General features: G+C 29.8%; 27 protein-coding genes. 7 read left to right on the top strand and 20 right to left on the bottom strand.

What is annotated here, in order from left to right; translation table 11 throughout:
• The first annotated feature begins 1 nt into the window (after position 1).
• The 4 genes from AMN80_RS05140 to AMN80_RS05155 all read left to right on the top strand — a co-directional run bounded on the left by AMN80_RS05140 (position 2) and on the right by AMN80_RS05155 (position 2,714).
• Positions 2 to 778, top strand: coding sequence for a 5-oxoprolinase subunit PxpA (locus AMN80_RS05140; RefSeq protein WP_102133627.1), 777 nt, complete (start codon positions 2 to 4; stop codon positions 776 to 778).
• A gap of 1 nt (position 779) precedes the next feature.
• A complete protein-coding gene (locus AMN80_RS05145) occupies positions 780 to 1,286 on the top strand; it encodes a tetratricopeptide repeat protein (RefSeq protein WP_075520902.1) in 507 nt (168 codons plus the stop codon).
• A 61-nt stretch (positions 1,287 to 1,347) separates the two neighbouring features.
• Positions 1,348 to 1,974 carry a YjbE family putative metal transport protein gene (locus tag AMN80_RS05150; RefSeq protein WP_075520903.1) on the top strand — a complete coding sequence of 209 codons (627 nt, stop codon included), beginning with the start codon at positions 1,348 to 1,350 and terminating at the stop codon, positions 1,972 to 1,974.
• A 47-nt stretch (positions 1,975 to 2,021) separates the two neighbouring features.
• Positions 2,022 to 2,714 carry a gamma-glutamylcyclotransferase family protein gene (locus tag AMN80_RS05155; protein WP_075520904.1) on the top strand — a complete coding sequence of 231 codons (693 nt, stop codon included), beginning with the start codon at positions 2,022 to 2,024 and terminating at the stop codon, positions 2,712 to 2,714.
• Here AMN80_RS05155 and AMN80_RS05160 read toward each other — a convergent pair whose 3' ends face one another.
• Genes AMN80_RS05160 through AMN80_RS05170 form a run of 3 tightly spaced genes read right to left on the bottom strand, consistent with a single transcriptional unit; the run spans position 2,715 to position 4,785 of the window.
• On the bottom strand, positions 2,715 to 3,350 hold the full coding sequence (locus tag AMN80_RS05160; protein ID WP_075520905.1) for a hypothetical protein: 636 nt from the start codon (positions 3,348 to 3,350) through the stop codon (positions 2,715 to 2,717).
• Between the two features lie 25 nt (positions 3,351 to 3,375).
• Positions 3,376 to 4,152, bottom strand: a complete 777-nt coding sequence (locus AMN80_RS05165; RefSeq protein WP_075520906.1) for a pyrroline-5-carboxylate reductase — start codon at positions 4,150 to 4,152, stop codon at positions 3,376 to 3,378.
• Positions 4,153 to 4,170: 18 nt separating this feature from the next.
• A complete protein-coding gene (locus AMN80_RS05170) occupies positions 4,171 to 4,785 on the bottom strand; it encodes a LysE family translocator (protein ID WP_075520907.1) in 615 nt (204 codons plus the stop codon).
• 119 nt (positions 4,786 to 4,904) lie between these two features.
• Here AMN80_RS05170 and AMN80_RS05175 point away from each other — a divergent pair, with 119 nt between their 5' ends.
• Genes AMN80_RS05175 through AMN80_RS05185 form a run of 3 tightly spaced genes read left to right on the top strand, consistent with a single transcriptional unit; the run spans position 4,905 to position 5,809 of the window.
• On the top strand, positions 4,905 to 5,198 hold the full coding sequence (locus AMN80_RS05175; protein ID WP_075520908.1) for a TIGR03643 family protein: 294 nt from the start codon (positions 4,905 to 4,907) through the stop codon (positions 5,196 to 5,198).
• 3 nt (positions 5,199 to 5,201) lie between these two features.
• Positions 5,202 to 5,456 (top strand): glutaredoxin 3, encoded by a 255-nt coding sequence (grxC, locus tag AMN80_RS05180; RefSeq protein WP_075520909.1) that lies wholly within the window; start codon positions 5,202 to 5,204, stop codon positions 5,454 to 5,456.
• 17 nt (positions 5,457 to 5,473) lie between these two features.
• Complete coding sequence (locus AMN80_RS05185) at positions 5,474 to 5,809, top strand: hypothetical protein (RefSeq protein WP_075520910.1); 336 nt, start codon at positions 5,474 to 5,476, stop codon at positions 5,807 to 5,809.
• 8 nt (positions 5,810 to 5,817) lie between these two features.
• On the opposite strand, the gene AMN80_RS05190 is transcribed toward AMN80_RS05185, so the two are convergent.
• From AMN80_RS05190 to miaA, 17 genes are all read right to left on the bottom strand, one after another.
• Entirely contained in the window at positions 5,818 to 6,159 is a 342-nt protein-coding gene (locus AMN80_RS05190) for a hypothetical protein (protein WP_075520911.1), read from the bottom strand.
• Positions 6,156 to 8,393: an ammonium transporter gene (amt, locus tag AMN80_RS05195; protein WP_075520912.1), complete on the bottom strand. Its 2,238-nt coding sequence runs from the start codon at positions 8,391 to 8,393 to the stop codon at positions 6,156 to 6,158. The genes AMN80_RS05190 and amt overlap by 4 nt, the downstream gene beginning before the upstream one ends.
• Positions 8,394 to 8,399: 6 nt before the next feature.
• On the bottom strand, positions 8,400 to 8,732 hold the full coding sequence (locus AMN80_RS05200) for a heavy-metal-associated domain-containing protein (RefSeq protein WP_075520913.1): 333 nt from the start codon (positions 8,730 to 8,732) through the stop codon (positions 8,400 to 8,402).
• A 49-nt stretch (positions 8,733 to 8,781) separates the two neighbouring features.
• Complete coding sequence (gene msrB / locus AMN80_RS05205) at positions 8,782 to 9,150, bottom strand: peptide-methionine (R)-S-oxide reductase MsrB (protein WP_075520914.1); 369 nt, start codon at positions 9,148 to 9,150, stop codon at positions 8,782 to 8,784.
• Positions 9,147 to 10,040 carry a histone deacetylase family protein gene (locus AMN80_RS05210; RefSeq protein ID WP_075520915.1) on the bottom strand — a complete coding sequence of 298 codons (894 nt, stop codon included), beginning with the start codon at positions 10,038 to 10,040 and terminating at the stop codon, positions 9,147 to 9,149. The genes msrB and AMN80_RS05210 overlap by 4 nt, the downstream gene beginning before the upstream one ends.
• Positions 10,037 to 10,930 carry a DMT family transporter gene (locus AMN80_RS05215; protein ID WP_075520916.1) on the bottom strand — a complete coding sequence of 298 codons (894 nt, stop codon included), beginning with the start codon at positions 10,928 to 10,930 and terminating at the stop codon, positions 10,037 to 10,039. The genes AMN80_RS05210 and AMN80_RS05215 overlap by 4 nt, the downstream gene beginning before the upstream one ends.
• Positions 10,931 to 10,938: 8 nt before the next feature.
• Positions 10,939 to 12,183, bottom strand: coding sequence for an NAD(P)/FAD-dependent oxidoreductase (locus AMN80_RS05220; RefSeq protein ID WP_075520917.1), 1,245 nt, complete (start codon positions 12,181 to 12,183; stop codon positions 10,939 to 10,941).
• Positions 12,184 to 12,226: 43 nt separating this feature from the next.
• Complete coding sequence (gene rodA, locus AMN80_RS05225; protein ID WP_075520918.1) at positions 12,227 to 13,351, bottom strand: rod shape-determining protein RodA; 1,125 nt, start codon at positions 13,349 to 13,351, stop codon at positions 12,227 to 12,229.
• Complete coding sequence (mrdA, locus tag AMN80_RS05230; protein ID WP_075520919.1) at positions 13,351 to 15,330, bottom strand: penicillin-binding protein 2; 1,980 nt, start codon at positions 15,328 to 15,330, stop codon at positions 13,351 to 13,353. The genes rodA and mrdA overlap by 1 nt, the downstream gene beginning before the upstream one ends.
• Positions 15,323 to 15,835, bottom strand: coding sequence for a rod shape-determining protein MreD (mreD, locus tag AMN80_RS05235; protein ID WP_075520920.1), 513 nt, complete (start codon positions 15,833 to 15,835; stop codon positions 15,323 to 15,325). The genes mrdA and mreD overlap by 8 nt, the downstream gene beginning before the upstream one ends.
• A 4-nt stretch (positions 15,836 to 15,839) precedes the next feature.
• Positions 15,840 to 16,688, bottom strand: coding sequence for a rod shape-determining protein MreC (mreC, locus tag AMN80_RS05240; RefSeq protein ID WP_075520921.1), 849 nt, complete (start codon positions 16,686 to 16,688; stop codon positions 15,840 to 15,842).
• A 9-nt stretch (positions 16,689 to 16,697) separates the two neighbouring features.
• Positions 16,698 to 17,732, bottom strand: coding sequence for a rod shape-determining protein (locus AMN80_RS05245; protein WP_075520922.1), 1,035 nt, complete (start codon positions 17,730 to 17,732; stop codon positions 16,698 to 16,700).
• A 1-nt stretch (position 17,733) separates the two neighbouring features.
• Complete coding sequence (locus AMN80_RS05250) at positions 17,734 to 19,308, bottom strand: 2-isopropylmalate synthase (protein ID WP_075520923.1); 1,575 nt, start codon at positions 19,306 to 19,308, stop codon at positions 17,734 to 17,736.
• Positions 19,309 to 19,397: 89 nt separating this feature from the next.
• Complete coding sequence (ilvC, locus tag AMN80_RS05255) at positions 19,398 to 20,420, bottom strand: ketol-acid reductoisomerase (protein ID WP_075520924.1); 1,023 nt, start codon at positions 20,418 to 20,420, stop codon at positions 19,398 to 19,400.
• Positions 20,421 to 20,432: 12 nt separating this feature from the next.
• The gene (gene ilvN / locus AMN80_RS05260; protein WP_075520925.1) at positions 20,433 to 20,981 is read right to left on the bottom strand and encodes an acetolactate synthase small subunit; all 549 of its coding nucleotides are present in this window, start codon (positions 20,979 to 20,981) and stop codon (positions 20,433 to 20,435) included.
• Entirely contained in the window at positions 20,981 to 22,747 is a 1,767-nt protein-coding gene (locus tag AMN80_RS05265; protein ID WP_075520926.1) for an acetolactate synthase 3 large subunit, read from the bottom strand. Before AMN80_RS05265 ends, ilvN begins: the two co-directional genes overlap by 1 nt.
• 38 nt (positions 22,748 to 22,785) lie before the next feature.
• Complete coding sequence (gene miaA, locus AMN80_RS05270; RefSeq protein WP_075520927.1) at positions 22,786 to 23,697, bottom strand: tRNA (adenosine(37)-N6)-dimethylallyltransferase MiaA; 912 nt, start codon at positions 23,695 to 23,697, stop codon at positions 22,786 to 22,788.
• Position 23,698: the final 1 nt, after the last annotated feature.

Here is a 23,698-nt window from a genome sequence, read left to right on the forward strand (position 1 = left end):
TATGGAAATTAATATTAATTGTGATTTAGGTGAAAAATCTGAGCTTCACTCTACAAAGCATGATCCAGATTTATTAAAAATTATTAATTCAGCAAATATTGCTTGTGGTTTTCATGCGGGTGATGAGCAATCAATGAAGAATACAATTGAAATTTCAAAAAAAAATAATGTTAGTATCGGCGCACATCCCTCATTTAATGATCGTAAAAACTTTGGGAGAAAAAGACATTATTTACCTGAGGATAAAATAAAAAAACTTATAATAGACCAATATGAGATATTAGAATGCATTGCTGAAAAACTTGGTACAAAAGTTACACATATCAAGCCCCACGGAGCTTTAAATAATATGGCATGCGAGGATCTAGATTTATCTAAAATATTAGCAAAAACAATTTTTGATATTGATAAAAATTTAATTTATTTAGTACCAACCGGATCAAAGATGGAAGAAGCAGCTAGAAATTTTGATATGAAAATAGCTTGTGAAATATTTGCAGACAGAAATTATGAAGATGATGGGAATTTGGTCTCCAGAAATAAGGCAGATGCTATTATAACTAATCCTGAAAGATGTAAAAAACATGTTCTTAATATGATTGAAAACCAATCCCTAATTTGCATGTCTGGAAAAAAAATTAGATGTGAAATAGACTCTGTTTGTATCCATGGTGATAATATAGGATCTTTAGAAACTGCGAGGGAAGTTAAAAAAGTTCTTGAAGATAATAATATATGTCTTAAACCTTTAAATAATTTAAAAAAATTTAGTAAATAAAATGAAAAAAATTTTATTAATATTCATATTAATATTGCAAACTTCGTTGGCATATTCTGCGGGCGTGGGTAGTAAAGATGCTAAAGACACCGCCAGTACAGGTGTCGAGCCTGCTACCAAATTTGATATTGGAAAAAAATGGATTTCTAAAGGAAAAAAATTTGAGAAGAAAAAAAAACAAGCTAAAGCAAAAAATGCTTATGAAAAAGCTATAAAAAGTCTTCTTGAAGCTAATTCAAAAAATCCAAGTGATCCCGACATTTTAAATCTTTTAGGTTTTTCTCATAGAAAAATTGGAGATTATGAAAATGCTGAAATATACTACTCAATGGGATTGGAAATTGATCCTAAGCATGTAGGTATAAATGAATATATGGGAGAATTATTTGTTGCAACGAATAGAATGGATGAAGCAAAAAAAAGATTGGCAGTTTTAGAAAAGTGTAATTGTAAAGAGTATAACGAACTTAAACAAGTAATTGAGGGTACTAAACAGTCAAAATATTAGTTAATACTTTTAATCAATTAATTGAAAAATCTAAATATTAAATTATTATCTAAAAATTTAAATGGAACAATCACTATTTATTGAACAATCTTTAATACTTTTACAAATAATATTTATCGATATTATTTTGGCTGCTGATAATGCAATAATAATTGGATTAATTGCTGCTAATTTTGTTCCAAAACATAGAAAGCAAATTATACTTTGGGGCGTAGCAGGTGCATTAATTTTTAAAGTTATTTTTGCAATTTTTGCAACTTATTTATTTAAGTTTTATTTTATAAAAATTTTAGGTGGGTTGCTTTTAATTTGGATAGTATATGATTTACGAAAAGATTTGTTTGAAATCAAGAAAGTGAAATCGCCAACAAAAATTTCAAAAGAACCCTCTTACATACAGAGTGTTTACAAAGTTTTGTTTGCTGACATAACAATTAGTTTTGATAATGTAATTGGTGTAGTTGGTGCATCAAAGGGATATTTTGGTTTTATGATTTTTGGTTTGGTTTTATCAGTAATTTTAACTGGTGCTTTAGCAACATATCTTGCAAACTATATTCAAAAACACTTATGGATTGCTTATGTAGGTTTAGCTTTTATTTTAATTGTTGCAATTCAACTTATTATTGGCGGTCTTGTAGACTTAGAAATTTTAAGAGTAACTGATGAATTTAAGAAATATTTTTAAGTATTCAAATAATCTCTCAAACATCCTATAATCGTAAGTAATAAAATATGAAAAAGTTGTTAATCATTATAGTATTAATTTTTTCAACACAATTAGTACAAGGTCAAGAATGTAATTTAAATCCAGAACGAGGGAGTAAAAATTATATTATTGGCTATGGATCCTTAATGGATAAAGAGTCTAGAATTAGAACAAATAAATCAGCATTTGTAGTGAAACCTATTTTAATTAAAGGCTTTGAAAGAACTTGGGGCCTTCAAGGGAGGATGTACAAAATTACTTTTTTAACAATTATTAAAAAAGAAAACTCAGCTGTTAATGCAGTTTATTACCCGGTTTCGATAAAGGACTTGAATAAGACAGATAGGAGAGAGAGTGGTTATTGTAGAGTAAAAGTTGAAGGTAAAGACTTAAGTTTCTATGGGAAAAAAATAAAAACAAAAAATAAAAACTTTTGGGTTTATGCAGCTAATCCTGGAAAAATAAAAAAACCAAGTAACACTCATCCAATTGTTCAATCATATGTCGATTTATTTATAGGTGGTTGTTTTCAGATTAAGGAGAGATATAACATTAACGAATTTCCAAAACAGTGTGTAGAAACAACTACTGAATGGTCAAATCACTGGGTAAATGATAGAGTGCATGCTAGAAGACCGTTTCTAGTACCAAATTTTTATAAAATAGATAATCTTTTATCAAATTACTTTGATTACTATTTAAATAATAAATACCAATAATCACATTTTATACTCAAAATTTTGTGAAGTTTCATTAACTCCAATCTCAATAGCTCCATTGCTCAAATGAAATTTCCTAGCCATATCAGTAAGTGGTGAGAGTGTTACTAGTCTGTTTAAATGATTTGTTTTTTTTATTTTTTTGAAAACTTCTTTTACAATTAATCTTCCACCACCTCTTTTTTTTGACCAAACAGTGTATGCAATGGCAATTTGGCCTACTTTAAAATCTCTATTTATACTCTGTAAATAAGCATCTTTGCTCATCATATCTAATTCTTCTACAGTTTTTGGAATACTATTTGTAAATGCAAAACACATTACTGCGTGTATCTCATCTTGATACTTTACTCCGTATATTTTTCGGCCAAAACTTGTTCTAAATTCATTATCTAGTTCTGGTCGTACCGGATCCTCAGTAGTATTACAGTTTGGCAACTCTATAATTTCGGCACCTTTTACCCAGTCGAAGAAATTTTTTACTGATTTTCCAATATCAATTTTTTTATCTTTAATGGAAGAGTTAAATTTTTTAGATATAAGATCCTTTTTTTTTGTAATTGAACGTTTAAATATTTTGCTTTTTCTTTTTAAAGAAACTTTTATTTTTCTATTTAATTGTTTTTTTTTAGTCATTTTTTAAATTATAAACTAAATTATATTAATTAGATTGTGACTTATTTAACCTTTTTATTATTCTATTGGATGTTTTTTCAAGTAATCTATAAAAACCAGCTTTTCGCAAATCTTTAACAGCTTGCTCATTTAAACCGCCTGGGGTTTGTGATTCTCTAACTAATTTTTTAAGATTTTTTTTATGATTAAAGGCATCCTCTGATAAAGCAAGGAATAGAGATGATATATATTTTTGTGCATTTTCTTTTTTTATTCCTCTCTTAATTAACCAATTTGATAACGAGTATAAGATTTCATAAAAAGGAGCCATCATAGCAGAAGTGGTCCAAAAATTTAGTGACAACTTCTCATTGCTGATTTCAACTGTAGATCCTAATTTGTCAAAAAACTTTTTAACCTTACTATTTGGTGGATAAATCGGTACAGGTCCTTTGCATAACGCAATTGGTGGTAATGGTATTGCTCTAACAATATTTGATTTTAATCCTGTAATTTTTTTTAATTGAGTTAAATTAATTGTTGAAATGAAACTAATTATCATCTTATTTTTATTGAATTTTAAACTATTTAAAATTTTATTTCCTACGGTTGGTGTTACCGCAAGAAAGACCCAGTCAGATTTATTAATAATATCTTGATTATTTCTAATTATTTTAATTTTTTTGCTTTTATATTTTAAAATTCTTGAAATTTTTTTATTTCTTTCAGATACAAATATTTTTGAAATTTTTAATTTAGATTTAATTACACCTGTTACAACTGATTTTGTTATTTGTCCCGTTCCTATAAAACCTAATTTCATAATAAATTAATATAGTTGTTAATAATTTTGTGTAAATCCAATAAAAATAGCAATTAAAATCAATACACACGCCGAAATTGAGCTTATTATTCTTGGATTTGCGTTTATCCAGTGTAAAAGTTTTTTAGCTAATATTGCGTAACCAATAAGTGAGATAAAATCTAAAATCATATAAGTGCTAATTAAAATTATAAATTGAGAAATATAATTTTCATTAAAGTTTATAAACTGCGGAAAAATTAATGGAAAAAATATCCATGCTTTAGGACTAGTACCTGCTACAATAAATCCATCTTTAAAAAACGATATTAAAGTTTTTGATTTAATTGAAGTGTTACTAAAGTTTTTTGGCCTTGATTTATAAATATCATAAGAAAGATAGAATAAATAAAATACACCAAACCACTTTAAAATATTTAAAGTTTCAGCATTATCAGCAATAAAAGAATCTATAAAAAAAATTACGAGAGTAGCTTGTATTAAATTTGCGGTTACATCACCTAAGGCAATCCAAATGCAATTTTTAGTACCATAATTCATTGCATAAGAAATGATAACAATTCTTGGAGTGCCAGGTGTTATAAATAAAAAAAATATAATCTGTAAAAATAGAAAATAATCTAAGGGAAGCATTGAGAGGATAGCCCTAAAAAACCGGGAGCTAAAGATGGCTAGATAGGACTATCTAAATATAATATATCATAGGTATTAAAAATTGCATTAATCAATTTTTTCTTATTTATTAATAATTTATGAAAAAAAGTCGCAGACCGATGACAAAGGTTAAAAATCCAGAGCCCAAAGTGGGTACTCAAGATTGGGTTATATGGGCAGCATGGGCAGACCGTATAACGTTTGAAGATATAAAATTAAAAACAGGATTGTCTGAAGGAGATGTAATAAGAATAATGAGAAAATCCTTAAAATCATCTTCTTTTAAACTTTGGAGAAAAAGAGCAAAAGGACAAAGTATAAAACACAGAAAAAAATTTGAGGAGACTAGAAAAGAAATTAGAAGAAAAATTAATAAAAATGATTATATATAAAATATGAAAAAAATTACAATTTATACGGGACCTGTTTGTAATTATTGTGATGCGGCAAAAAGATTGCTTAGAAGAAATAGTTTAGAATTTAATGAAATCGATATTTCATCTGGTCCAGAGGTTTTAAATGAAATGATTAATAAAACAAATGGCAAAAGAACTATACCTCAAATTTTTTTTGACAATGAACATATAGGTGGCTATGTTGAAATTAGGGAATTGGAAAAAAACAATAAACTAATTGAATTTTTAAAATAAATTTATATTAAATAATTATGTTTGTAAGAAGAATATTTAAATACTTGATAACATTTGTAAAGAATACAAGGGCTTATTTAATATTTTTTTGTTTAATATTTTTAACAAACTGTGGTCAATATACCTCAATGATTGGTCCAAGTTATACACTTTTTGAATCAGGAAATGTGTTACGAGCTACAAGCTCTTATGGTAGCTCTAACTTGTTTTCAAATGCAAAACAAAGTTACAAAGATGAAACTAATCCACAAAGAATTTGTCAAGAGTTACATAGTTCAGAATTACGCTCTATATTTTTTGAAACACAAGACAACAAAGGTTGTATTTACGATCCAATGAGTATTTATAGATAATTTAAATTTTAAAAGAAAATATAATAAATCATCCAGAATATAAGCGTATACTCAAAAAAACTTTTAAAAAGTATCAATTGCTTTTCACTAAATTTTTGTATCAAAAATTTTTTAAATAGAAAAAAAATTAAATTAACAGTTAAAATTCCAATAACTAAACCAATAAACATAAGTTTGATTGAAAAGTTTTTATATCCAAAATAAATAGCTGCAATCAACGTGAACCAAGATACTTTTGTTATAAATATTTTAAATATAAGCCCAGCTTTTTTACTAAATACAGATTGTGTTTTTATTAATGAATAAGACCAGATTATTCCTATCAAAAAACTAGTAAATTTTAAAATCATTTTCCGATTCCAATTATAGTCAAATCATCATCAAGTATATCATTATTATCTTTTATGCCTTTCTCTAAATAATCTTTTTTAAGACTTTTTTGCTTTATTTCCTCCGTAGCGTTGTCTAGTTCCTTTTTTAAAACTTGGTTCTCATGTTTAAGGATTAATTTTTTAACTCCATTAATACCTAATTCTTCATTATTTTCATCTAAACATTCTGAAAAACCGTCTGTGAAACAATAAATTCTTCCATTATTCAATTTAAAGCTTTCTAATTTATAAACATTTGAGTTAGTCTGTTTAACAATAGCTAATGGTGGTGTTTCAGATGGAAATTCTCTAAAATCCTTTTCTTTTCTGTACAAGGCTGGCTGATGTCCCGCGTTTGCTATTTCTACAATATCTGTTTTTAAATTATAACACCCCACAATTGAAGTCACAAAAGTCCCAGTTGGATTTGTATCTTTTAAGTCATTATTCATTTCTAGTAAGATTTCATTTGGTTTAAATTTTAACTTTGAAAATATTTTAAATAATGTAATTGATTTAGCCATTACCATGCCAGCATTGACACCTTTTCCAGATACATCAGACAATGTAAAATAAACCTGGTCATCGTGAAGATAAAAATCATAAAAATCACCAGAAATTTCTCTAGCAGGAATATTTAATCCATAAATAGGATAATTTGTAAGATCCCTATTTGGCATTAGTTTTTTTTGAACATTCATTGCAAGTTTAATTTCTGAAGATACTCTTTTCTTCCATTTGTTTTTTTGTTTTTCACTTTGTTCTAATCGATCCATTAAAATATTATATTGTGTTCCAATTATTCCACTATCTGTAAAAGGATCTTGTGGTGCTCTTAGTGAATAATCTTCAGTTTTAGCTTGATTAGTTAATACCTCTAATAATTCATGAGTATCTGTTGATGCATTATGTTCAGAAATATTTAATCCTAATTCTTCCTGAATTTTTCCAACTCTTAAAGGGAAAACATAATTTATGGATTTAAATATTACAAATGCGGAAATAAAACAAAAGCCTCCTATACTAGTTACTCCGATTAATTGAATATATAATTGTTCCATTCTTGAAATTTCTAAACCCATCATTTCAAAATCTCCAAATATAGCAACAGACAAAGATCCCCAAACTCCAGCAATAAGATGAACCGGTATCGCGCTCACAACATCGTCAATTTTTAATTTTTCTAAAAAAACTATACCAAAGCCTGAAAGTAGTCCTCCAATACTTCCAATAAAAATAGCTTCACTTGGATTTACATAAGCACAACTTGCTGTGATTGAGACTAATCCAGCTAAAGGTCCTGTAATCATAAATAATGGCTCAGGTTTTTTCATAACAAAAATTCCTAATATGCTTGAAAAAATTAAGCCAAAAGAGGCAGACAAAAATGTATTTATTAAAATTAATGGAATTTTTAAATCCATAGCTCCATTAGCTCCACCATTAAATCCAAACCAGCCAAACCACAAAATCAATGCCCCAAGTGCTGCTATAGGAGTATTGCTACCTTGAAATAATTTTTTATCTTGGTTTTTCCTAAATCTACCTGTTCTACTCCCGATAATTAATAAGATTGCAAGAGCAACCCATCCTCCTACAGAATGAACCACAGATGAGCCTGCAAAATCCAAATATCCCATTTTGCCTAACCATCCAAATTTTTCAGAGGGTTCGTCAAAATTAAATGCCCAAGCCCAGTGCCCTACAATTGGATATAAAAATCCTGATGTGACAAATGTAATAATCACATAAGAAAAAAACCTTAGCCTTTCTGCAACAGCTCCAGAAATAATTGTTGCTGCAGTTGCCACAAACATAGCTTGAAAGACAAAATATGTTTGATAACCAGCAACTTTTGTTGTGAAAAAATAAAACTTATCACCAAACAAACCCATAACACTGGTCCCGTACATTAGCGCGAAACCAAAAGCCCAAAATGTAACAACAGCTATTCCAAAATCAGTAATATTTTTTAATGCAACATTAATACTATTTTTATTTCTTGAAAGGCCAGACTCAAGACACATAAAGCCAGCTTGCATTAAGAAAACCAAAATTGCGCAAATCAATAACCAAAATGTATCTAAATTTGCTTGAAGAATTGCTTCAAGTCGAAATTCTGTAGCTTTAAGGGCACCTTTATTTGTGAGTTCTAATTGGCTTATTTTTGACTGCAGCTTATCTATTAAAATCTGAAGATCAGCTACAGTCATAAAATTTTATTGATCTATTAATTTTCTTGCTTTTTCTGCGTCTGTTATAATTTCATCAACTGTCATTACTTTAACAACTTCAAATCCAGTTCCAAGAATTGTATTTTTGTATTCTTCTTCTGATATAGGTGATTTTTCAGCAAAACTAGAAACGGCAACTCCCTCCGGCCAAGATACTTTTACCTTTGCATTAGGCATTGCTTCTTGGAGAGCCTTGGTAACCATTTTCTGACATTTAACACACATCATTCCATTTACTTGAGCAATTTGAGTTTGTGCAGCAAATAAATTTGTGGTCATGAAAAAAAATATAACAAATAAGATTGTTTTTTTAATCATAAAACTCCTTTGTAGAAATAGTGTAATTTATTTATTATTAATTTACTAATTAAATTTTAGGTTTAAATACCAAACAGAGTCCATTATTACAGTATCTTTTGCCAGTAGGTTTGGGGCCATCCTCAAATATGTGACCATGATGACCGCCACAACTTTTACAATGATATTCGGTTCTTGCATAACCAATGTGATGATCTGTTTTAGTTTCAAATGCATCTGGAAGAGATTCAAAAAAAGATGGCCATCCAGAGCCACTCTCATATTTCTTTTTTGAGTCAAAGAGTTTTACATCACAATTTACACAATGATAACTTCCTTCCCTTTTTTCAAAATTTAATTCACTAGATCCTGGTCTTTCAGTTCCTTCCTCAAATAAAATTAATTTTTGCTCTGGTGTTAAATTAGGATTTTTTTTCATATGATAGATGCACAAGTTTTGTGTAATATAGCATGAAGTCTTACCAATGTTTCAAAATCTTTATTGTAACCACCGCCCAAAACTCCACAAATAGGAATATTTTTTTCAAAAAAATTGTTTATTATTATTTCTTCTCTTTTTTTAATTCCTTCTTCAGAAACTTTTAATTTACCCAATCTGTCATTTAAATGTATATCAACTCCTGCAATATAAAATACAAAATCGTACTTTTCTTGGTTTAAAAATAAAATATTTTCCTTAAGTTTTTTTAGATATTCTTCGTCTTCAGCGTTATCATCTAAGTCCACATCTAAATCACCATTTGTTTTTTTCGCGGGATAATTAGATTTACAGTGCATACTAAAGGTGAAAACAGATTTATCGTTTTTGAAAATATCTGAAGTTCCATTTCCCTGATGAACATCAAGATCAACTATTAAAACATTTTTTGCATAGCCTTTAGATTGTAAATATCTAGTCGCAACAGCAACATCATTAAAAACACAATAACCAGCACCTTCATTATAACTTGCATGATGACTTCCTCCAGCAGTATTACATGCTATACGATGATCAATCGCAAGTTTGCTTGCCAAAACAGTTCCTCCAGTTGCTCTAAAAGATCTATTTACAACACTATCATTTATTGGAAAACCAATCTTTTTTTGAGATTTGGTGTCTAGAGTTTTTTTTTTGATACTGTTTATATACTCTAGAGAATGTGCTCTACTCAAAGTATTCTCAGAACAATACTCTGGTTTAAAAAATTTATCTACTATTTTTTGTTGAATTAAATAATCCGCAAGTTCACCAAACTTTCTTATTGGAAATTTATTGTCATCATTAATTTTTGCGACATAATCCTGATGATTGACTACTGGTAGTTTCATTTAATAATTTTTTTATTTGACAAATAAATCCCTGACAAAATAAATGAGGCTCCTATAAAATGATAAAGTTTAAATGTCTCTTGAAAAATTAAAATTGCTAGAACTGCACTTAGAAGTGGCATTAGTTGAATAAACATTGTAGCCCTATTTGGTCCTACTATTTCTATGCCTTTCTGCCAACAGAAGTATGCGGTTAGGGCTGGAAAAATGACAACATAAAAAAGTATAATAAAAAATATATTATTAAATTCTACCTGTAGCCCTATAGACTTTTCAAAAAAAAATTGGGGTAATAAAAATATAATTCCAACTGAAACCATCAATTGTATTAATGTAAATTGTGAAAGCTTGAAACTATACTTTTTAAGTAATGTCGAATAAAGTGACCAACAAATAACACAAACCAACATCCAAAGATCACCTTTATTGAAATTTAAAGATAAAATTTTATTTATATCAGCATTTGAAATAATTGCGCTAATTCCTAGAACAGACAGTAACAGTCCAATTAATTGAAAGATATTTGTTTTATCTACTTTCATTATCGATGAAATAATTATTGTTACTGCTGGAATGGCTGCTAAAACTAGCGCTACGTTTATTACCTGTGTGTAGTTTAACGCAAAATATACTACTGAATTAAAAGTGCTTATTGATATTACTCCCATAAAACTTATTGGGATCCAATTTTTTTTTATGTAATCCCAATTACAAAAAATTTCTTTATATGTAAATGGCATTAAAATAAACCAAACTGAAATCCATCTAAAAAAATTTAATGTTAATGGAGGTATTTCAAATAGATAAGCAAATTTTCCCACAATAAAATTTCCTGACCAACAAAACGTAGCAAAAACAAGTAAAGTATAAGCTAAGTAATTTTTTTGCAAATTAACCCTTAATTAAATCTTGAAGAACTGTAAGGAGATAGGTCTAAATTAGTTTTATCACCAACAATCATTTTAGATACTATCTTCCCTGAAATCGCTCCCAATGTCCATCCTAAATGGTGATGACCAAATGAATAGTAAACATTATTATAATTTTTCGATTTACCAATTACAGGAAGAAAATCAGGCAATGTTGGTCTGAAACCTAACCATTCATCTTCATGGTCTTCATTCTCAGGTAAACCGTTAAGCATGTCTTTTGCATTTAAAATTAAATTTTTAACTCTGGATTTAGATAACGGGTTCTTTAAACCACCAAATTCAACTGTTCCTACAACTCTCAACCCCTGTTCCATAGGAGTAATACCAAAACCCCTATCTGCCCATACCACTGGCCTTGACAGTAATTTTGAGTAATTTTTGAAATGAATATGATAACCTCTTTCAGTATCTAATGGAATTTTTTCATCTAATATATCTGTAAATTTTTTTGAAAATGCTCCACAAGCAATAACAACTTTATCAAATAACAGTTTATCTTTTTCAGTAATTAAAACAGGTCTTTGATCTTTAAAATCAATATTATTAATATTTGTTTTTTTAAATTTACCGCCTTTGTTAATAAAGTTAACAAATAATTTCTCTATAATCTTTTTTGGATTTCTTGCATGTCTTGCATATTCATAAAATACTCCTCCATCATAAAAAGGTTTTAAATTTGGTTCTAGATCGTGAACCTCCTTAGGATTTAGAATTTTTTGTTTTACACCTAATTTTTCTCGAATATTAATTTCAATCTGTCTACTTTTAATTCCTTTTTGTTCCCAAACGTACATTATGCCTTTATTTTCAACAAGACCCTCTAAATTAATGTCAGCAAACAATTCATCATAAGCATTTAGAGATAGATCTAAAATTTGATGCATATATTTGGCTGTGTGCATCATTTTTTTTTCAGAACAATTCATTATATATTTTGAAAACCAAGGAATCATTTTAAAAAAATAATTCCATTTTAAAGCTAGCGGTCCTCTACTGCTTAATAGCATAGCAGGTACATCAGATAGCACATCTGATCTGTTTAACTGCAAGGAGGCATATGGTGAAAAATGACCTGCATTTCCATAAGAAGCTGCGCAACCTGGTTCATCTTTATCAAATAAAGTTACATCAATTCCTTTTTTTTGTAAAAATAAAGCATTGCAGACACCTTGAATACCAGCACCAATAATAGCAACTTCGCTTTTTGACATTGAAGTAATCTACATCATGAGAAAAAAAAATTATCGCGACAAATTATGCAATAATCTGTTTTTGATAAATTTTTGTGCTCATTACAACACTAAAACCTATCATTGTAGCTAGCATAGAAGAACCTCCATATGACATGATAGGTAGGGGTGACCCTACAATTGGAAGTAGTCCTAAAACCATGCTCATATTAACTGTAACATAAATAAATATAGAGGAAGCGAATCCGTAACAAAATAATTTTCCAAAAAAGCTTCTGGCAGACGCACCAATTTTTGCAGTTCTATAAATTATAATTGCGTAAAGAAAAAGTAATAAAACCGAACCAATAAATCCATGTTCCTCTGAAAATAACGTAAATATAAAATCCGTATGCTTTTCAGGTAAAAAGTCCAAATAGCTTTGTGTCCCTTTGAGGAAGCCTTTTCCTGATAAACCACCTGAACCTACGGCAATTTTTGATTGTATTATTTGATATCCTACACCAAGCGGATCTCTATCTGGGTTAAAAAAAGTTAATATTCTAAGTTTTTGGTACGGTTTTAAAAAAGATATTAAAAACGGTAAAGAAATTAATAAAATTAAAGAAGAATAGATGAAATATTTTACATTAACTCCAGATAACCATAAAACAACTAAACCACTCAAACCAATTAAAATTGAGGTACCTAAATCTGGTTGGCTTACAACTAATAAAATTGGTAAAATTAATACTACCATTGGAACTATTATATTTTTAAAACTATTAACTAAATGAATTTGGGTTCGGTGATAAAATTTCGCAAAACACATAATTATTGCAACTTTCATTAACTCAGAGGGTTGGAGATTAATAAAGTACAGGTCAACCCATCTTTGAGATCCAGATGCTTTTACTCCATACAAAGAAGCCCAAATTAATAAGCATAAAACCACAAAGTAAAAAATATAGCCGATTGAATGCCAAAGTTTTAAATTCACGAAGGAAAATATTAACATCATTGAAAAGAAAACTATAAATCGAATTACATGACTTTTTGTGTGGTAAAGAACTTCTCCTCCTTCTGTTGAATACATTGATAAAGAGCTTACAAGTCCAAGAATTAATAAGCAAAAAAGCAATATATAATCTAATGATCTAAGTTTTTGAAAGAAGGTGATTTGTCCACTTAGTGCTGTTTCTTGAAACATTATGCTATAAAATTAATATTTTTTTGTTTGAATTTTTCTCTCTCTTCGTGTCTATCAATTACAACTTTAAACAATTTTTTAGCCATCGGAGCAGCAGTCGAACCGCCAGAGCCGCCATGTTCTATAAAAACGCTCATTGCATATCTTGGATTTTTGTAAGGTCCAAATGCTATATAAAGAGCGTGATCTCTGTCTTCATAAGGAATTTGGGAGATATCTAAATCAAGCTCTCTTTGAGCCTCAGTTATTCTTTTTACCTGTGAGGTTCCTGTTTTTCCCGCAAACTGATATTTCTTATCTTCAATTCTTGAAGAAAAAGATGTCCCCCTAGCCTCATTTGTAGAAGCAAACATTGCTTCCAAAACAAATTTTACATTTTCTTGATTTCTAAAAAGAGGGCTATACAAATTATCATCTTTACTAGATGACATTCCAAGATCCACCAATGCATCATCAAAATCTGGGCCCTGTATTTTTTTTTCTAAATTTTTACTCATTTTAGATTTAATATCCTCAAAAGTTAAATCATCTTTATTTACAATTAATTTTGGATTTATTTTAAAACCACCATTAGCTAGTTGGGCTGTCATAAGACATAGCTGTAATGGAGTAGTTTGGATATATCCTTGACCAATACCTGTTATAAGTGTCTCACCAAGAACCCACCCTCTACCAAGAGCATTTTTTTTCCATTCTGTTGAAGGAACTAAACCAGCTTTCTCTTCATTAAAAATATTGTTAAAGACCTTATTCCCTAATCCAAATTTTTTTGCAGTTTCATTTAGACGATCAACTCCCAATCTTCTAGACATTTCATAAAAAAAAGTATCACATGAAACTTTTAGAGCATCTCTAAGATTGACAACTCCATGCCCTTTCTTTTTCCAACAGTTATATGTTTGCCCATACATCTCAATTTTTCCTGAACAATTAACTTTAAAATAAGGGGAGATAACATTATTTTCTAACGCTGATAGTGCAACGATCGGTTTTATTGTTGAACCAGGAGGATATAATCCTGTAATCGATCTATTTATAAGTGGTTTTTTTGGATCACTTTTAATTGCTTCCCAATTTTCATAACTTATTCCATATAAAAATAAATTTGGATCAAAGGACGGTGATGAATGCATTGCAAGTATATCTCCAGTGTATATATCCATAACACTTATCGATCCTGCTTTATCTTTTAAAAGATCGTTGCACTTCTGTTGAATTTTTGTATCAACTGTTAATCTTATAGATTTACCTTTTTGGCCCTCTATGTGGTCTATTTGTTTTATTCTTTTACCATATGCATTGACTTCGTATCTTTGAACTCCATTCATGCCTATCAAATCGTTTTCTAAAGATCTCTCTAATCCAATTTTTCCAACTCTCAATCCGGGAACATGTTTTTTTTTAATTTCATCATTATTTGCAAGATCATTTTGACTTGCTTGTGCAACGTATCCTAAAAGATGAGTATAATTTTCATTGTAAGGATAATTTCTTGCTACAGATAAAACTGGTTTGACACCTGACAGTTCATGTAAATAAAAATTTATTTTAACAAATTGATCCCAGGATAGATTCTCTGAAATTATTAATGTTTCCCAAGGCTTTTGAGAGTTTTTCTTTTTTATAATTTTGTTAAAAGTCTTTTGGTCTAGTTCTAAGATGTCTTTTACTCTAATTATTAAATTATTAAAATTTTCGACTTGTTCTGGTATAATATGAAGTTGATAAACTTTTAAATTACCAGCGATTGTATTTCCAAAAAAGTCTTGAAAATCTCCTCTTATTGGTGGAAGTTTCCACTCTCTCAATCGATTTTTGTCTGAGAGTGTTAAGTATTTTTTATTTTGATTTATTTGAAGTGAAAATAGTTGTGCAATTATTCCCCCAAAAACAACAAATTTAGCAGCAGACAAAATAAACATTCTTCTGCCAACTACACTTTGTTTTCTGTAACTAGTATCTGTTCCACCACTAATCATTAGTCCTTCTTAGTAAATTTAAATAATAACCAAAAATAAATGAAAAAAAATAATAGAAAATAAAAGTATATAACACATTAAATAGTAAATCATAATAATTTACTTTAACATTAAAAAAAATTACTAGTATTGAGTAAAAAAACGAACTTGTAACTAAAATAGTAAAAAGGAAAAAAAACCAATCCTTTACAAGGCTTGGTCTTAAGGTAATATTTCTGAGATATGCAGCAAAACCACATATTAATAAATATGTCAAACTACTGATACCTATTGGCAAGCCAATTACGACATCATTAATAAGTCCAGCAATAAAAACTAGCACATAATTTAAGCTACCTTCACCTTTTAAACTCCAATAAAAAATTAATATATATGGAAAATTAAATGAAAAATATTTGAAATTTAAATAATTAAAATCAAACTCATTTAAAACTGAAACATATAGCAATAATATTGGACCTATTGATAAAATTTTTCTTGAAATAGGTAGTTTTGATAGAGCCATAAATTTATTCTAAATTTTCATATAAAACTATTTTTACCAACCGTAACTGTGAAAAATTTGAATGAAATAAAATATAGCTATCATTGTTATCATCTATGAAATCTATTTTACCAATTGGCATTCCTGATTTAAATATTCCACCTGAGCCTGAAGAGTAAATTTGATCACCTACTTCAAAATTAATGTTATCTAATTGTGTATATTGCAATTTACCCATATTTTGATCAGTACCTGTTAAAATTGATTGTATGCTATTGGGTCCGATTGAAACTGGTATTTTACTATTCAAATCAGATAATAATAATACTCTAGAGGTTCGATAATTAACTTCTACGACTTTACCAATTAAAAATTCTCCATCTAAGACTGCCATTCCCAGTTTAACTTTGTCTTTACTTCCTCTATTTACAATTACAGACTTTAAAAACGGGCTTTGTTTATCAACTAATACTTTGGCTAATATTTCTGAGGAAACATCAACTATATCATCTATTTTAGATTTCAGTATTCTATTTTCAGAAATTATAAAATCATTATTCAGGCTTTCGGCTTGCAAAGCATTAAAATCCCTTTTAAGTTTTTTATGATCATTATACAGATTTATATGAGATAAAGTAAAATAGTAAGTGTTCTTTATAAAATTTTCTGGGACAGAAATTATAAATGTAGTACGGTAAACAATTTCATTTAAACCTGATTTTAAAATATTTATACCTTTAAAATTATACTTACCTAAAAATAAAATTGTTACAGAAACAAATAATAAAACCAGGAGTGAAAATCTTTGCTTAGTTCCTTTTTTTAAAAAGGCAGATCTGATTGCAATTATGAAATCATCTCTGTTTGTTTCCATTTTATTATCTTAATATTCAGAAAGTACCGTTGAAAATATCTCCTCTTGTTCCAAGGCTTTGCCAGTTCCAATAGCTACACAGGCCAATGGATCTTCAGCTATATGCACAGGTAATCCAGTCTCTTTTGACAATCTTTTGTCGATGTTTTTCAATAATGCACCGCCACCTGTTAGTGTAAGTCCCATATCAACCAAATCAGCTGAAAGTTCTGGAGGTGTGTTTTCTAAAGCGTCTTTGATACCATTAATCATTTCTTTCAATATCGGATTCAAGGCTTCTACTGTATCTTCTTCAGTAATATTTACTTCTTTAGGCGTTCCTGATCTTAAGTCTCTACCTTTAACTGCATAAGTATTATTATTTGTTGCAATTGCAGTACCAATTTCTTTTTTAATTTTTTCTGCAGTACTATCCCCTATCATTAAATTATATTCTTTTCTCATATAATTAGCCAAAGCACCATCCATTGCATCTCCAGCAACTCTTAATGAATTAGAGTAAACTACACCACCTAAAGACATTACCGCAATTTCAGTTGTACCACCCCCAATATCTATGACCATAGAACCTGTCGCTTCAGATATTGGTAATCCTGCACCAATCGCTGCTGCTATTGGTTCTTCAATTAATTGAACCCTTCTTGCTCCTGCAGCAAGAGCACTGTCTTGAATAGCTTTTCTTTCAACTGGAGTAGATCCAGTTGGTACGCAAATTAAAATTCTAGGGTTTGCAAATGTACTTCTTTTGTGAACTTTTTTGATAAAATGTTTGATCATTTCCTCAGTAACTACGAAGTCAGCAATCACACCATCTCTTAATGGTCTTATAGCTTGAATGTTGCCAGGCGTTCTTCCAAGCATTGTTTTTGCCTCATCTCCTACTGCTAAAACTGATTTTTTTCCTTTATTATCTACTACCGCAACAACTGATGGTTCATTTAGTACTACACCTTGTCCTTTTAAAACAACTAAAGTATTAGCTGTTCCAAGGTCTATCGCCATATCTTGACTCCATATACTAGTAATTTTTCCAAATACCGACATTTTATATTCCTTTCACTTTTTGATGTTTAATACTTTCATTCATAGATTTCTTCTCTCGTTTAATAAGCATCTTATTTAGTGCATTCAAGTATGCGTTTGCTGATGCAACTAAAGTATCTGTGTCTGCGGATTGACCAACAGTAGTTCTATCGTTTTCCTCAATTTTAACACTTACTGTTGCTTGGGCATCTGTACCTTCTGTTACTGCATGAACTTGATATAACAAAAGTTTCATTTCGTGTGGATACAATGTTTTTATGCACTTAAATGTAGCATCAACTGGACCATCTCCAGTTTGAGAAGTCTTTTTAATTTCACCAAAAACATCTAAAGTCATTTCTGCTTTTTGAGGCTCCCCTGTTCCAGCAAAAACTTTTAAAGATTTTAAGTTTATTGCATTAATTTTATTGTCTATAATTAGACTGTCATCCACTAAAGCAAGTATATCTTCATCGTAAACATGTTTTTTCTTATCTGCCAAAATTTTAAATTTTCCAAATGCATTTTGAATAACATCATCAGTTAAGTTTGTATATCCAAGGTCGCTCAATTTATCCTTAAATGCATGCCTACCAGAGTGTTTACCCATCACTAAAGAAGTTTTTTTAACTCCAACACTTTCTGGTGTCATGATTTCATAGGTCTCTCTATTTTTCAGCATACCATCTTGATGAATACCTGACTCATGAGCAAAAGCATTTTTTCCAACAATTGCTTTATTAAATTGCACAGGAAAACCAGTTGCATTAGATACAATTTTAGATGCTTTACTTATTAGTTCAGTCTTAATACCTGTTTCATAAGGCATCAAATCATTTCTTGTTTTTATAGCCATTACAATTTCTTCTAGTGCTGCATTTCCAGCTCTTTCACCAATACCATTAATTGTACATTCGATTTGTCTTACACCTGCCGATAGTCCAGCTAAAGCATTAGCAACGGCAAGTCCTAAATCATTGTGACAGTGGGCAGATATAATAGCTTTATCTATGTTCGGTACTTTATTTTTAATATGTGTTATTGTTTTTGCAAATTCTTCAGGAATTGAGTAACCAACAGTATCGGGGATATTTATTGTTGTAGCTCCGCATTTTATAGCTAATTCGATTGTTTTACACATAAAATCTAAATCTGTTCTAGTTCCATCTTCACAAGACCACTCTACATCATTAGTAAATTTTCTAGCGTATGTAACGCTATCCTTAATAGCGTCTAAAACTTGATCATTGGACATATCTAATTTGTGTTTCATATGAACAGGGCTTGTTGAAATAAAAGTGTGAATTCTAAATCTTTTTGAGTGTCTTAAAGACTCATGACAAGCATCAATATCTTTTCTTAAAGCTCTAGCTAAACCACATGGTATTGAATTTTTAATTTCTTTACTAATTTCAGATACTGCTTCAAAATCTCCTGGTGACGATATAGGGAAGCCAGCCTCAATTATATCTATTCCCATTTCATCAAATACTCTAGAAATTTGAATTTTTTCTTCAACACTCATTGAAGCACCCGGAGACTGTTCCCCATCACGCATAGTCGTATCAAATATAAAAACTTTATCTTTATCGCTCATAATTTTTGTAAATTATTTTTTTGGATAATACAATCTCTAGCGTAGATTGCAAAACAAAATAGTCAATTATGGGTTTTATATGTTGTTTTTTAACTCTTGTCGCTATCAACCAATTTCTTTTTGGAAATCCATGGCATCATTGCTCTAAGATTTTTACCAACTTTTTCAACTGGATGCTCAGCTAACTTTTCTCTAATTTTAAGAAAGTTTTTTTGACCATTCTTGCACTCATCTATCCACTGTTTTGTAAATTTACCAGATTGGATGTCATCTAGAACTTCTTTCATTCTTTTTTTAGTTTCTTCTTTATTAATAATTCTAGGCCCTGACATATACTCTCCATATTCAGCAGTATTTGAAATTGAATAATTCATATTTGCTATTCCACCTTCATAAATCAAATCAACGATAAGTTTGACTTCGTGAACAGTTTCAAAATATGCCATTTCAGGTTCGTAACCTGCTTCTACTAAAGTTTCGTATCCGTTTTTAATTAACTCAACTAATCCTCCACATAAAACAGTTTGTTCCCCAAAAAGATCTGTTTCTACTTCATCTTTAAATGTTGTTTCAATTATTCCAGATCTTCCACCACCTATTGCTGACGCATAGGACATTGCTAGATCTCTTGCTTTACCAGATCCATTTTGATGGACAGCAAATAGACAGGGAACTCCACCACCTTTTTCATATTCACTTCTTACTAAATGACCTGGTCCTTTTGGAGCAACCATAAAAACATCTAAATCTTTTCTAGCTTTAATTAAATCATAGTGAACATTTAAACCATGAGCAAAGGCTATTGAAGTTCCTTCCTTAACTCTTTGCTCAATATGATTTTTATATATTGTTGCTTGAAGTTCATCTGGAGTTAGTATCATTATAACATCAGCCCACTCTGCAGCATCAGATAAGTTCATTACTTTTAAACCTTTTGACTCAGCTTTTTCTTTACTAGCAGATCCATCTCTTAAAGCTACTACTACCTCTTTAACGCCACTATCTTTTAAGTTTAATGCATGAGCATGACCTTGGCTTCCATATCCAAAAATAGCTATTTTTTTTTCTTTTATTAAATTTACGTTAGTATCTTTTTCATAAAACATTTTCATTTTAACTCTCCTTTATTTAAAAATTTCTGATCCTCTTGTCATAGCTACTGCACCAGTTCTAGACACACTAACTAATCCAAATTTTTTTAAATCTCCCATCACATTATCTATCTCTCTTCTTAATGCAGTTATTTGAAGTACAACTGATTTTTGAGTTTTGTCTAGTACTACTGGATTAAATTTTTTGCAAACTTTTAATGCTTTATTTCTCTTAGAAGTATTCCCAACAAGCTTTAATAAAGCCATTTCTTTAAAAATAATTTTTTTATCACCTCTCATAAAATCTGCAACTTTATGAACTGGCACAAGTTTACCTAGCTGTAACTTAATTTGTTCAATGACTTGTGGTGTTCCAGTAGTTACAATCGTTATCCTTGATATACCTCGTTTAGGATCAACCTCTGCAACAGCTAATGACTCTATGTTATATCCTCTGCCAGAGAATAAACCCACTACTCTAGCTAAAACCCCAGCTTCATTATCTACCCATACTACTATTATATGTGTATCTAGTTTCCCTTTTTTGCCTGGATCGCTATAAGCTGATTTAGATTTAGCCATTAAACCAAAGTTTTTCCTTTTCCTGTAATTTTATTTTCTTTTTGATCTTTAGGGCCTAATAACATTTGATTGTGAGGTTTGCCTGAAGGAATCATTGGAAAACAATTTTCTTCTTTATCAACTAAACAATCAAATATTACAGGTTTTTTTACATCAATCATTTCTTGAATTTTTTGATCTAATTCATCTGGAGTTTTTGCTCTTATTCCAACACATCCATAAGCTTCTGCTAGTTTTACAAAATCAGGAAGAGCTGCAGTGTAACTTTCAGAATAGTTTTTTTCATGAAGTAATTCTTGCCATTGTCTTACCATCCCCATGTACTCATTATTTAGAATAAATATCTTTATTGGTAAATTATACTGAACAGCTGTGGACATTTCTTGCATTGTCATAAGAACTGAAGCCTCTCCTGCAATATCAACTACTAATTTATCAGGATGAGCTATTTGAACTCCAACTGCTGCTGGTAAACCATAACCCATTGTACCAAGACCACCTGATGTCATCCACCTATTTGGTTTATCGAATTTATAATGTTGAGCAGCCCACATTTGATGCTGGCCAACCTCAGTTGTAATAAATGTATCTTTATTTTTAGTTAACTCATAGAGTCTTTGGATTGCAAATTGTGGTTTTATTGTTTTATCACTATTAATAAAGTTTAGAGAATTAACAGATCTCCATTTTCCAATTTGTTCCCACCATTTTGAAATATTTTCTTTGTTAGACTTTAAAAAATTTGTTTTATGTTTTTTAATTGTCTTTATTAGTAACGAAATTACTTCTGATACATCTCCCACAATTGGAAGGTCTACCTTCACATTTTTATTTATGGACGATGGATCTATATCTATGTGAACTTTTTTAGATTTAGGAGAGAATTCATCAATTTTTCCTGTTATCCTATCGTCAAATCTTGCGCCTATGTTAATCATAAGATCGCAATCGTGCATAGCATTATTAGCTTCGTATGTGCCATGCATACCGAGCATACCTAGAAATTGAGTATCATCTCCTGGGAACGAACCAAGGCCTTGTAGTGTTGATGTTATTGGAAAACCAGTTATTGAAACTAATTCTCTTAATTGCTCACTCGCCTTTGGACCAGAATTAATTACACCACCACCTGTATAAAATATTGGTTGTTTTGCTTTACTCATCATTTCAATAAGTTTGTCGATATCTTTTTGTGAAAATCTATTATTTGATTTTCCGTTAAGTTTTTTTTGTTTTATAAAATTTGTATATTTGGATTTTTGAAATTGAATATCTTTTGGAATATCAACCAAAACTGGTCCAGGCCTTCCTGTTGTTGCAACTTCAAAAGCCTTGTGAATTGTTTTTGCTAAATCCTTAACATCTTTTACTAACCAATTATGCTTAGTGCACGGTCTAGTTATTCCTGTGGTATCACATTCTTGGAAAGCATCAGTACCTATTAAATGTGTTGGAACTTGTCCTGAAATACATACTAATGGGATAGAGTCCATGTATGCATCTGTCAAAGCAGTAACAACATTTGTTGCACCAGGTCCAGATGTAACTAAAACTACACCAGGTTTTCCACATGACCTTGCATAACCCTCTGCAGCATGTCCTGCTCCTTGCTCGTGTCGTACAAGTATATGTTTAATGGTATCGTGATTTTTTAATTCATCATAAATTGGTAATACAGCGCCACCAGGATAACCAAAAATAAATTCAACTTTTTGATCCTCCATACATTTAAAAACTATTTCTGCGCCTGTATATAATTTTGACATTTAACCAATCTAGCTGAAGTTGTGCTAATTGGTCAAGTTTAACTAATCTTATTTAGATAAGAATTTAGATTGTTCGGAGCAATTCTATACCAGTCTTTCATATGACCTCTTGCCCAAGTCATCTGTCTTTTGGCGTATTGCCTGGTTTTTATGGTAATTTTTTCTTTGATAAGACTTAAATTGGTCTTATCAGGTTTCAACTCATTAATTTCTCTTATCCCTATTATCTTAAATGAGCTATTCGTTTTTTTTACTTTTAATTTATTAAATTTCTTTACTTCTTGGATGGCTCCCGCTTTGATCATTTTTTCTATCCTATTTGATAAGCTTTTTAAAACTTCATCTCTTGAAATATCAATAAATATTTTCTCAAAGTCCTTGTCTTGAAAATGAATTGCAGTATTCTTAAACCAAGTATACAAAGATTTATTGGTTTGAATAAAAACTTCATAAGCTCTGATAGATCTGTTTTGATCATTGGTATTAATATAATTTTTACACAAAGGGTCTAATTTAATTAATCTTTTGTAAAAACTTTTTTGACCAATTTTTTTTTGTAACTTTCTTATTTTATCTCTATTGTTTTTACTTATTTTTGGTATTTTTGCTAAACCATCTACTAAAGATTTGAAGTAAAGGCCAGTACCACCAACAATTATTGGAACTTTTTTTCTTTTTTTTATTTCTGAAATTTTTGTAAGACATTTTTTTAACCACTCGCCTACTGAAAAATTTTTTTTAACACTTAGAAAGCCGTATAAGTGATGTTTAATATTTGATTTATCTTTTGAGCTCGGCCTTGCATTTAAAATTTTTATTTCTTTAAATATTTGCATACTGTCAGCATTGATAATTTCCCCATCAATTTTTTTTGCAAGCTTAAGTGCAAATTTAGATTTACCTGATGCTGTGGGTCCTGAAATTAAAATTATTTTGGACTTTAGGTCCATA

Source organism: Candidatus Pelagibacter communis, assembly GCF_001179985.1.
Lineage (GTDB): Bacteria > Pseudomonadota > Alphaproteobacteria > Pelagibacterales > Pelagibacteraceae > Pelagibacter > Pelagibacter ubique_J.

What these genes read in the sequence shown, in the direction of transcription:
- AMN80_RS05140 (WP_102133627.1), top strand. Translation starts at nt 2, where the DNA reads ATGGAAATTAATATTAATTGTGATTTAGGTGAAAAATCTGAGCTTCAC.
- AMN80_RS05145 (WP_075520902.1), top strand. Translation starts at nt 780, where the DNA reads ATGAAAAAAATTTTATTAATATTCATATTAATATTGCAAACTTCGTTG.
- AMN80_RS05150 (WP_075520903.1), top strand. Translation starts at nt 1,348, where the DNA reads ATGGAACAATCACTATTTATTGAACAATCTTTAATACTTTTACAAATA.
- AMN80_RS05155 (WP_075520904.1), top strand. Translation starts at nt 2,022, where the DNA reads ATGAAAAAGTTGTTAATCATTATAGTATTAATTTTTTCAACACAATTA.
- AMN80_RS05160 (WP_075520905.1), bottom strand. Translation starts at nt 3,350, where the DNA reads ATGACTAAAAAAAAACAATTAAATAGAAAAATAAAAGTTTCTTTAAAA.
- AMN80_RS05165 (WP_075520906.1), bottom strand. Translation starts at nt 4,152, where the DNA reads ATGAAATTAGGTTTTATAGGAACGGGACAAATAACAAAATCAGTTGTA.
- AMN80_RS05170 (WP_075520907.1), bottom strand. Translation starts at nt 4,785, where the DNA reads ATGCTTCCCTTAGATTATTTTCTATTTTTACAGATTATATTTTTTTTA.
- AMN80_RS05175 (WP_075520908.1), top strand. Translation starts at nt 4,905, where the DNA reads ATGAAAAAAAGTCGCAGACCGATGACAAAGGTTAAAAATCCAGAGCCC.
- grxC (WP_075520909.1), top strand. Translation starts at nt 5,202, where the DNA reads ATGAAAAAAATTACAATTTATACGGGACCTGTTTGTAATTATTGTGAT.
- AMN80_RS05185 (WP_075520910.1), top strand. Translation starts at nt 5,474, where the DNA reads ATGTTTGTAAGAAGAATATTTAAATACTTGATAACATTTGTAAAGAAT.
- AMN80_RS05190 (WP_075520911.1), bottom strand. Translation starts at nt 6,159, where the DNA reads ATGATTTTAAAATTTACTAGTTTTTTGATAGGAATAATCTGGTCTTAT.
- amt (WP_075520912.1), bottom strand. Translation starts at nt 8,393, where the DNA reads ATGACTGTAGCTGATCTTCAGATTTTAATAGATAAGCTGCAGTCAAAA.
- AMN80_RS05200 (WP_075520913.1), bottom strand. Translation starts at nt 8,732, where the DNA reads ATGATTAAAAAAACAATCTTATTTGTTATATTTTTTTTCATGACCACA.
- msrB (WP_075520914.1), bottom strand. Translation starts at nt 9,150, where the DNA reads ATGAAAAAAAATCCTAATTTAACACCAGAGCAAAAATTAATTTTATTT.
- AMN80_RS05210 (WP_075520915.1), bottom strand. Translation starts at nt 10,040, where the DNA reads ATGAAACTACCAGTAGTCAATCATCAGGATTATGTCGCAAAAATTAAT.
- AMN80_RS05220 (WP_075520917.1), bottom strand. Translation starts at nt 12,183, where the DNA reads ATGTCAAAAAGCGAAGTTGCTATTATTGGTGCTGGTATTCAAGGTGTC.
- rodA (WP_075520918.1), bottom strand. Translation starts at nt 13,351, where the DNA reads ATGTTTCAAGAAACAGCACTAAGTGGACAAATCACCTTCTTTCAAAAA.
- mrdA (WP_075520919.1), bottom strand. Translation starts at nt 15,330, where the DNA reads ATGATTAGTGGTGGAACAGATACTAGTTACAGAAAACAAAGTGTAGTT.
- mreD (WP_075520920.1), bottom strand. Translation starts at nt 15,835, where the DNA reads ATGGCTCTATCAAAACTACCTATTTCAAGAAAAATTTTATCAATAGGT.
- mreC (WP_075520921.1), bottom strand. Translation starts at nt 16,688, where the DNA reads ATGGAAACAAACAGAGATGATTTCATAATTGCAATCAGATCTGCCTTT.
- AMN80_RS05245 (WP_075520922.1), bottom strand. Translation starts at nt 17,732, where the DNA reads ATGTCGGTATTTGGAAAAATTACTAGTATATGGAGTCAAGATATGGCG.
- AMN80_RS05250 (WP_075520923.1), bottom strand. Translation starts at nt 19,308, where the DNA reads ATGAGCGATAAAGATAAAGTTTTTATATTTGATACGACTATGCGTGAT.
- ilvC (WP_075520924.1), bottom strand. Translation starts at nt 20,420, where the DNA reads ATGAAAATGTTTTATGAAAAAGATACTAACGTAAATTTAATAAAAGAA.
- ilvN (WP_075520925.1), bottom strand. Translation starts at nt 20,981, where the DNA reads ATGGCTAAATCTAAATCAGCTTATAGCGATCCAGGCAAAAAAGGGAAA.
- AMN80_RS05265 (WP_075520926.1), bottom strand. Translation starts at nt 22,747, where the DNA reads ATGTCAAAATTATATACAGGCGCAGAAATAGTTTTTAAATGTATGGAG.
- miaA (WP_075520927.1), bottom strand. Translation starts at nt 23,697, where the DNA reads ATGGACCTAAAGTCCAAAATAATTTTAATTTCAGGACCCACAGCATCA.